The sequence below is a fragment of the Streptomonospora sediminis genome (genome assembly GCF_054778995.1).
The window spans coordinates 1-4,016 of the sequence record NZ_BAAGYZ010000130.1; the positions used below are offsets into that span (position 1 = coordinate 1).

General features: G+C 72.7%; 3 protein-coding genes and 2 tRNA genes. All 5 read right to left on the bottom strand.

Going from position 1 to position 4,016, the window contains the following annotated elements:
• Positions 1–432: 432 nt before the first annotated feature.
• Positions 433–509: transfer RNA gene (locus ACYVD5_RS25790), tRNA-Met, on the bottom strand.
• A gap of 201 nt (positions 510–710) precedes the next feature.
• Positions 711–787: transfer RNA gene (locus ACYVD5_RS25795), tRNA-Met, on the bottom strand.
• Positions 788–928: 141 nt separating this feature from the next.
• Positions 929–2,134, bottom strand: a complete 1,206-nt coding sequence (locus ACYVD5_RS25800) for an ABC transporter permease (protein WP_461003745.1) — start codon at positions 2,132–2,134, stop codon at positions 929–931.
• Positions 2,131–2,919 carry an ABC transporter ATP-binding protein gene (locus ACYVD5_RS25805; protein WP_461003746.1) on the bottom strand — a complete coding sequence of 263 codons (789 nt, stop codon included), beginning with the start codon at positions 2,917–2,919 and terminating at the stop codon, positions 2,131–2,133. The genes ACYVD5_RS25800 and ACYVD5_RS25805 overlap by 4 nt, the downstream gene beginning before the upstream one ends.
• Positions 2,916–4,016 (bottom strand): efflux RND transporter periplasmic adaptor subunit (locus ACYVD5_RS25810; protein WP_461003747.1); only part of this gene is annotated, 1,101 nt, incomplete at its 5' end. The genes ACYVD5_RS25810 and ACYVD5_RS25805, both read right to left, overlap by 4 nt.

Here is a 4,016-nt window from a genome sequence, read left to right on the forward strand (position 1 = left end):
CAATGGATCCACCGCCCTAACTTCCCGGCATTGATGATCATCGCCGGGAACCCGACATAACGGGCGCACTACCACCCTTTGATCCGACACAACGGACACGCACGCGCCCGCCCGGACAGACCGCCGCCCTCGGCGCCGCTTTTCCGTGCAGACCACCCGCCGCCCGGCTGCGAACAAGGCCGCATAGCGGATCCGGCCGCCCCCATTTCCAGGCACGAGGAGCCGCTCGCACGGGTCCGGCCCGTGCGGATCCACGGGCGGCCGGAAGGCGGCACCCCCTGCTCCGCGGGGGTGCGCCCCCAAGCGGAACGGCAGGGCAGCGCAGCATTGCCAAGCGGCCGGACCGCCGAACCGCCGCAACGCCGGAAATGGCGCAGCGCGCGGACAAAAAAGAAGCCCGGCCCCGGAAACCGGGACCGGACTTCCTTTCGGTGGTAGCGGGGACAGGATTTGAACCTGCGACCTCTGGGTTATGAGCCCAGCGAGCTACCGAACTGCTCCACCCCGCGTCGATGTATTTAAAGACTACCGCTCATCGCCGCTTAAACCAAATCGAATACCTGCTCCGCCGCTGCACACACCCGCACATACCCCGGGAGGCCGACGACGCGAACACCACCAATACCCCGGCCGAAGACTCCGGCACTGCGCCGGCGAACAATGCCGCAAAAAGCCCGGCCCCAGAAACCTGGGACCGGGTTTCGCACTGGTGGTAGCGGGGACAGGATTTGAACCTGCGACCTCTGGGTTATGAGCCCAGCGAGCTACCGAACTGCTCCACCCCGCGTCGGTGTTCTTTTACTCTAACGTTCCGCAGCGCTTACGCCAAATCGGTAACATGCGCCGCCGCATGCTCCCCGGGACCGCGCGCCGCAACGGGCTCGGGGCCGCCCGCGCGCCCGTGCGGACGGCCCCGAGGATGGAGTGGCTACGGCGCGGCCAGCGCCTCGGTCGGCGACAGCCGCGCGGCGCGGATCGCCGGGTACAGCCCGGCCAGTCCGCCGATCACCAGCGGCGCCGCCATCGCGCCCAGCACCGCCCACAGCGGGACCACGGCCGGCCAGCCCTGGTAGAGGGCGTATCCGCCGGTGGCCGCCGCGCCCAGCAGCGTGCCTCCGAGCCCGCCGAGGGCCGACAGCAGCAGCGACTCCGCGAGGAACTGGCCGCGGATCTGGCCGCGTGTGGCACCCAGCGACCGGCGCAGTCCGATCTCGGACCGGCGCTCCAGCACCGAGATGACCATCGTGTTGGCCACCCCGACCCCGCCGACCAGCAGCGCGACCGCGCCCAAGCCCAGCAGCAGCCCGGTGAACGCCTGGTCGGCGGCCTGCTGGGCCGCGAGCGCGTCGGACGGCAGCGTGACGTCGACCTCGTCGGGCGCCTCCGGGTTGGCCGTGGCGGCCAGGAGCGAACGCACCCCGGCGACGTCCTCGTTCGCCGAACGGGTGTAGATGCGGGTCGGGTGGCCGTCGAAGCCGAGTTCCTCCCCGGCGGCCTCCCAGCCGACCAGCGCTGCCGCGTCCAGCTCCGGCGCCAGGGGTGCCGGTTCCAAGACCCCGATCACGGTGAACCGGATGCCGCCGACGAGCACGCGCGTTTCGGGGCTCGCCCGCCCGATGCCCAGCCGCTCCGCTGCGTCCGACCCCAGTACCACCGCGGGATAACCGCCGGTCGCCTGGTTGAGCCAGGTGCCGCTCGCCAGTTCGGCGCCGGTGGTCGCGCGCAGGTCGGTGCGCGCGGCGTAGGTCGCCAACCCATTGGTCTCGGCCTCGTCGATCCGGTCGGTGCGGTAGACGTCGGCGCCGTCCACTCGGCCGATCGCCGAGGAGGAGGTGACCGCGCCGATGCGGCCGACCATCCCTTCCGCGGCGGCGGGCAGTTGCGCGTCGTCCCCGAACAGTGTGGTGCCGGGTTGGACGGTGAGCAGGTTGGTGCCCAGCTTGTCCAGTTGGCGGTTCAGTTCGGCGCTGGAGGACGCGGAGATACCGACGACCCCGACCATGGCGGCGATACCGATCGCGATGCCCAGCGCCGACAGGAACGCGCGCATCGGCCGGGTGCGCAGCCCGACCGCCCCGACCCGCACTGTGTCGGCCGGCCCCAACCGCGCCGGGCGCAGCTCCGGCGCGGTCATCGGCGCACCTCCTCGCCGGGCGCAACCGCGGGGTCCTCCAAGCCGGGCGGGGCACCGTCGGACGCACCGTCGGACGCACCGCCGCCGGCTCCGGCCGCTGCCGCAGACGCGTCCGCGCCTTCGCCTCGCTGGTCCTCCACCACCCGCCCGTCGCGCATCCGCACCTGCCGCGGCAGGGAGTCGGCGATCTCCGCATCGTGGGTGATGACCACGACCGTGGTACCGGCCGCGTGCAGGTCGCGCAGCAGCGCCATGGTTCCGGCCCCCGCAGCGGAGTCGAGCGCGCCGGTGGGCTCGTCGGCGAGCAGCAGCGCCGGATCCCCCGACACCGCACGCGCAATGGCGACCCGCTGGCGCTCACCGCCCGACAACTCATGGGGGCGGTGCCCCACCCGGTGGCCCAGGCCGACCCGCTCCAGCGCCGCGGCGGCGCGGTCGCGCCGCTCCTGCGGCCGCCGCCCGGTGTACAGCAGGCCGTCGGCGACGTTCTCCAGCGCAGACACGCCCCCGGCCAGGTGGAACTGCTGGAAGACGAACCCGATGCGGCTCGCCCGCAGCGCCGACAGCTGTGCATCGCCGAGTCCGCCGATGTCGTGGCCATCCACCTCGACCCGCCCGGCGCTGGGCCGGTCGAGCGTGCCGAGCATGTTCAGCATGGTGGACTTGCCCGAACCCGACGGCCCGACGACGGCGAGCAGCTCGCCGCGCCCGATCCGCAGCGAGACCCCGTCGAGCGCGGTGACACCGCCGGGGTACCGCTTGGACACACCGGTCAACGCGATCATTTCGGCACTCCGACGACGCTGCCCTCGCGGATCCCGTCACCGGAGACCTCCACCCGGCCGTCGGCGAACAGCCCAGTCTCAACAGGGACATGCGCCGAGGACGACTTCTCCACCACCTCGACGCCGAATCCGCCTCCGTTCATCGCGACCAGTGCGGCGACGGGGACGGTCAGCACGTCCTCGCGGGTTCCGGCGGCGAACGACGCGTCGACGGCGGCCAGCGGATACTCTGCGGCCGCGCTCTCGGCATCCTTGCCGTCGAACGAGATGACGACCTCCACGACGGTCTTGTCCTCCTCTTCCTTCGATCCCGGCTCGACCACGACGGCCACGTCGTCGATCCGCCCGTCGACGGTCTCGCCGCCGGGCAGGGTGACCTCCACGGCACCGCCCTCCTCGGCGAGCCGCCGGTCCTGCGCCTCCAGCTCCGCGGTGACGAGCTGCTGCGTGCCGGTGTACTCCAGGACGGGCCCGCCCTTCTGGACCTGGTCGCCTTCTTCGGCCTTAAGGCTGTCGACCCGGACGGCGCCGGAGGTGAACACCACCGTGCCCAGCTCGACCGTGCCGGTCTGCTCCGTCCCGCGGTCCTGCTGCCACTCCATGACCGCGGCGGCCGTGGCCCAGGTATAGGTGCCGTCGGCGGTGAACCCCTCGTAGCCGAGTTCGCCGAGGTTGCGTTCCAACTGCCGCACGTCGGCTCCCTCCGTGCCGACCGCCAGGTCACGGTAGGCGGGATGGTCGCCGTACATCACGGTGACCGGGTCGGTGTCGACCTCGAACAGTGTCTCGCCGCGGCCGATCTCGGCGCCGCTCTGCGGGAGCTTCGTCAGGGTGCCGCTCTGCCGGCCGGCCGCCTCGGTCGCGGGGCCGTAGCCCAATGTCCCAGCAGCGGAGCGGCTGTCGCTCAGGTCCTGCCGGGTGACCTCGGCGGTGGCGGGCGGCAGACCGGCGCCGCCCTCCTCGCTCTGCGCGGATCCGCCCGCGGTCAGGTGCACCGCCGCCAACGCGCCGAGCGCGGCCGGCAGGACGGCGAGGGCGGCGGCACGCGCCCACCGGCGGCGCTTTCCGGCGCGCGGCCGGCGCCCGGCGGGGCCCGG

What these genes read in the sequence shown, in the direction of transcription:
- ACYVD5_RS25805 (WP_461003746.1), bottom strand. Translation starts at nt 2,919, where the DNA reads ATGATCGCGTTGACCGGTGTGTCCAAGCGGTACCCCGGCGGTGTCACC.
- ACYVD5_RS25800 (WP_461003745.1), bottom strand. Translation starts at nt 2,134, where the DNA reads ATGACCGCGCCGGAGCTGCGCCCGGCGCGGTTGGGGCCGGCCGACACA.